The 4,536-nt window shown below is 75.8% G+C and carries 4 protein-coding genes and 1 pseudogene; 1 reads left to right on the top strand and 4 read right to left on the bottom strand.

Annotation, left to right across the window (positions count from 1 at the left end; genetic code table 11):
• Window positions 1-184: 184 nt before the first annotated feature.
• From DKT69_RS31855 to DKT69_RS31840, 4 genes are all read right to left on the bottom strand, one after another.
• Window positions 185-976, bottom strand: a complete 792-nt coding sequence (locus tag DKT69_RS31855; protein WP_109805132.1) for a putative protein N(5)-glutamine methyltransferase — start codon at window positions 974-976, stop codon at window positions 185-187.
• Between the two features lie 236 nt (window positions 977-1,212).
• Window positions 1,213-2,328 (bottom strand): cystathionine gamma-lyase, encoded by a 1,116-nt coding sequence (locus DKT69_RS31850; protein WP_109805131.1) that lies wholly within the window; start codon window positions 2,326-2,328, stop codon window positions 1,213-1,215.
• 7 nt (window positions 2,329-2,335) lie between these two features.
• Window positions 2,336-3,343: an NAD(P)H-dependent glycerol-3-phosphate dehydrogenase gene (locus tag DKT69_RS31845; RefSeq protein ID WP_109805130.1), complete on the bottom strand. Its 1,008-nt coding sequence runs from the start codon at window positions 3,341-3,343 to the stop codon at window positions 2,336-2,338.
• Window positions 3,344-3,398: 55 nt separating this feature from the next.
• Window positions 3,399-4,124 (bottom strand): lysophospholipid acyltransferase family protein, encoded by a 726-nt coding sequence (locus DKT69_RS31840; protein WP_109805133.1) that lies wholly within the window; start codon window positions 4,122-4,124, stop codon window positions 3,399-3,401.
• A gap of 114 nt (window positions 4,125-4,238) precedes the next feature.
• On the opposite strand from DKT69_RS31840, the pseudogene DKT69_RS31835 reads away from it, so the two are divergent.
• Window positions 4,239-4,536, top strand: a pseudogene (locus DKT69_RS31835) (2-phospho-L-lactate guanylyltransferase); the annotation flags it as partial.

Raw genomic sequence — 4,536 nt, 5'->3', positions numbered from 1 at the left:
CCCCGCCACCGCCTCCCGCCAATTCCGTCCCGACCCGAGGCTAAGCCACGTTCACCGTCCCGCCATTCTCCACTCACCCGACACCCGTGGCCCACCCCGCGAACCGCCCGCACCAGACGGCGCGCGGACGGCAGTGCGGTGGGCGGCAGGACGGCGGCGGCCCCGGCCCGTCAGCGCGGGTTCGTCAGCGCTGTCGGCGGGCAGTGACGGCGGTGGCGTCGAGGTCGTCGTCGCGGACCACCGTCGGCTCCAGGCCGAGAGCGGCGTACTCCGCGCAGAGCGCGTCGGCCTGTCCCTCGCTGATCTCCACCACCAGGTGTCCACCCGGGGCGAGCCAATCCACCGCGCCGACGGCCACGCGGCGCAGCACGGCCAGCCCGTCCACGCCGCCGTCGAGCGCCACCGGGGCCTCGTGCAGCCGCGCCTCCGACGGCATCAGCGCGACCGCCGCGCTCGGCACGTACGGGGCGTTGGCCAACACGAGGTCGAGCCGGCCGCGCCACTCGGGTGGGACCGGCGCGAACAGGTCCCCCTCGAACACGGGCACGCCCAGCGGGGTGAGGTTGCGCCGGGCGCAGGCCACCGCCGCCGGGTCGATGTCGGCGGCGGCCAGCCAGCGGGGTGCGAGCCGGCCGTGCAGCACCAGGGCGGCGGCGCCGGAGCCGCAGCAGAGGTCCAGCACGGCGGGCGTGGGACCGGCCAGCGCCGCGGCGGCGGCGACCAGCAGCGCGGTCCGCCCGCGCGGCACGAAGACGCCGGGGTCGACGGCCACCCGCAGGCCACAGAACTCGGCCCAGCCGAGCAGGTGTTCCAGCGGCAGGCCGGCGACGCGGCGGTCGACGAGGTCGGTCAGCGCCGCGGTCGAGTCGGCCGCGGCGATCAGCAGCTCCGCCTCGTCCTCGGCGTAGACGCAGCCGGCGGCGCGCAGCCGCTGCACGAGGGCGGGACGGTCGGGAGAGAACAGGGTCGGTGCCATGGCATGCCTCCGGGAGACGCTCGTCGGCGCTCCCGGCGTCGCCTAACCCTGGGGCGGCGCGGGCTCGGAGGGAGCGGCGTTCCTCTGGTGGTGGATCGGTCTCGCCTCCTCCGGTCGGGGCCCGCGCGGGCCGTGGCTGCCCGTCACGATAGCGGAGCCAGGGGCGTCCGTCCGTCCCGGCGTCCCGGCCACGGCGGCAGGCTGGTGTCCGGCCGTCCGGGCGCCGACCGGGCCGGTCAGGCCCGGCTGGCGTCGAGCGCGGCGGCGACGTCGGCCACCAGGTCGGCGGGGTCCTCGATTCCGCAGGAGAGCCGGACGAAGCCGGGAGCCGTGTCGTCGCCCCACTGGGCCCGCCGGTCGGCGGTGGTGTGCAGGCCGCCGAACGAGGTGGCGGCGGCCACGAGGCGGGACGCGTCGAGGAAGCGGGCCACCCGGTCGGCGTCGCCCAGGTCGAACGAGAGCACCCCGGGCATCCGTCGCATCTGGACCGAGGCGATCGCGTACGCCCGGTCCCCGGGCAGTCCGGGCCAGCGCAGGCCGGTCACGTCGGCGCGGTCGGCGAGCAGCCGGGCGAGCGCCTCGGCGTTGGCGGACTGCCGGGCCAGCCGCAGGTCCATGGTCGCCAGCGAACGGTGGGCCAGCCAGCAGTCGAACGCCCCGGGCACCCCGCCGGTGGTGGTCCGCCACGCGGTCACCGGCTCCATCAGCGCGGCGGAGCGGGTCGCCACGTACCCGAGCAGCAGGTCGGAGTGGCCGGTCAGTGCCTTGGTGCCGGAGGCGACCACCACGTCGGCGCCGAGGTCCAGCGGCCGCTGCCCGAGCGGAGTGGCGGTGGTGTTGTCCACCGCGACCAGGGCACCGGCGGCGTGGGCCCGGGCGGCCAGCGCCGGCACGTCGGCCACGTCCAGGCCCGGGTTCGCCGGGGTCTCCAGCAGCACCAGCCGTACGCCGTCGAACGAGGGGTACGGCCCGGCGGTCGGCACGAAGCCGACGCGGACGCCGACGCCCTCCAGGGTGGCGGTGGCGAACGCCCGGACCGGGAAGTACCCGTCGGCGGGGAGCAGCACGGTGTCGCCGGGGCGCAGCACGGCCAGCAGCAGCCCGGTGATGGCTGCCTGGCCGCTGGCGAAGACCTGGCAGTCCCCGCCCTCCAACTCCCCGATGGCCGCCTCCAGCAGCCGCCGCGTGGGGTTGTCCGGACGGCCGTACCCGTTCGGCGTCGCCGCCGGCCCCCGCCACGGGTCCAGGTGGTACGGCGCGGCGAAGACCGGTCCGGGCAGGAACGGCTGCCCCGGCTGCGGCTCGGGCAGCCCTGCGTGGACGCTACGGGTGCCGTCCCCCCACTCGGTCATGGCCGCCTCACTCGTACGACTCGGGCTTCGCGGTCCGGCTCATCAGGGCGTCCACGGCCAACCGCGGGTCCATCCCCTCGTGGCAGATCCGCTCGATCTGCTCGGTGATCGGCATCTCCACCCCGTGCGCGCGGGCCAGGTCACGGATGGCCAGGCAGCTCTTCACGCCCTCGGCGGTCTGCCGGGTGGCGGCCTGCGCCTGCTCCAGCGTCTCGCCCCGGCCGAGGTGCTCGCCGAAGGTGCGGTTACGGGCCAGCGGCGACGAGCAGGAGGCGACCAGGTCGCCCATGCCGGCCAGGCCGGCGAAGGTGATCGGGTCCGCGCCGAGCGCCACGCCCAGCCGGGCGGTCTCGGCCAGCCCCCGGGTCATCAGCATCGCCCGGGTGTTGTCGCCGAAGCCCATCGCGGTGGCGATGCCGTACGCCAGGGCGATCACGTTCTTGACCGCGCCGCCCAGCTCGCAGCCGATCACGTCGTCGTTCGTGTACGGCCGGAAGTACGGCGTCCGGATCGACGACTGGACCAGGGCGGTTCGCCGGGCGTCGGTGCCGGCGACCACGGTCGCGGCCGGCTGCTCGGCGGCGATCTCGGGGGCCAGGTTGGGGCCGGAGACCACCACCACCCGGTCGGCGGGCACCCCGGCGGTCTCCGTGATCACCTGGCTCATCCGCTTGGTGGTGCCCAGCTCGATCCCCTTCATCAGGGAGACCAGGGTGGCGTCCGGGCCGAGGTGACCGGTCCACCCGGCCAGGTTGCCGCGCAGGGTCTGCGACGGGACGGAGAGCACCACGACCTCGGCCCCGGCGATGGCCTCCTCGGCGTCCCCGGTCGCGGTGACCCGCTCCGGCAGTCGCACGTCCGGCAGGTAGTCCGGATTGTGCCGCCGGGACCGGATCGCGTCGGCGACCGCCCGCCGCCGGGCCAGGATCGTCACGTCCCGGCCGGCATCGGCGAGGATCTTGGCGAACGCGGTGCCCCACGACCCGGCGCCCAGCACCGCCACGTGGCCGGTCATGCCGTCGCCTCCCCGCGCTCGAGGCCGCCGAGCGGCACCAGGACACTGAGCCGGTTCATTCGGTCACCTCGGGATCACGCGGACGGGCGGGACGGGCCCAGAGCGGTGGCGGTGTGCCGCCGCGGATCTCCGCGACCATGTCGCGCAGCCGCAGCATGATGGTGTCGGTCATCTCCTCCAGGACCGCCCTGGTCGGCATGGCGCCCGCCCAGCGGCTCAGGTCGACCGGCGGGCCGGCGACCACGGTCACCGGGATCCGGGGCCGCAGGCCGAACCGGGTGGTCCGCGGGTCGAACAGCTTCTCCGGCCCCCACATCGCCAGCGGGATCACCGGCGCGCCGGTGGCCAGCGCCAGCCGGGCCGCCCCGGTCTTGCCCTTCATCGGCCACAGCTCGGGCTCCCGGGTGGTGGTCCCCTCCGGGTAGATCACCACCGCGCCGCCCTCGGCCAGGGCGGCGACCATCTTGTCCAGCGACTTGACCGCGTCGACGGTGCCGCGCTCCACCGGGATCTGCTTGCACCGGTGCAGGATCCAGCCGATCACCGGGACCCGGAAGACGCTGGCCTTGCCCAGGTACTGCGGCCAGCGCCCGGCGTCGTGGATGAAGTGCGCGGAGACCAGCGGGTCGGCGTGCGAGATGTGGTTGGGCACGATGATGATGCCGTCGGGGCGGCGCAGCTGCTCCGCGCCCCGCCAGGTGCGCCGGGTCCAGACGGTCATCACCGGCTTGACCAGCACCACGGCGAACCGTTGCCAGAATCCCAGCCTTCGCCGTGTCACCCTGCCTCCTCGTCGTGCCCCGACCCGCGCGCCCACGTCCCGCGACGAAATCATGCCTGCTCGCCCCGGGTCCGGCCAGTGAGGGTACCGCCGCCCAACTGGCAGGATTGTCACGTGGCTGAGCCGACCTGGACCGTAGTGGTGCCGGTGAAGCGTCTCCCGGCGGCGAAGAGCCGCCTGCGGGGCGCGCTGCCGGGCGTACCGCATGAGGAGCTGGCGCTGGCTCTGGCGGCCGACACGGTCCGCGCGGTGCTGGCCTGCCCGGCGGTGGCCGAGGTCCTGGTGGTGACCGACGACGCCCGCGCGGCGGCGGAGCTGGCCGCGGCGGGCGCCCGGATCGTGCCGGACGCGCCGGACGGCGGGCTGAACGGGGCCTTCCGGCGCGGCGCCGCGGCGGCCGGCCGGCACGGCC

The sequence above is a fragment of the Micromonospora sicca genome, assembly GCF_003172935.1.
GTDB classification, from domain to species: Bacteria; Actinomycetota; Actinomycetes; order Mycobacteriales; family Micromonosporaceae; genus Micromonospora; species Micromonospora sicca.
Note: the sequence above shows the minus strand (reverse complement) of the source record. Positions and strands in the feature narration are given on the sequence as shown.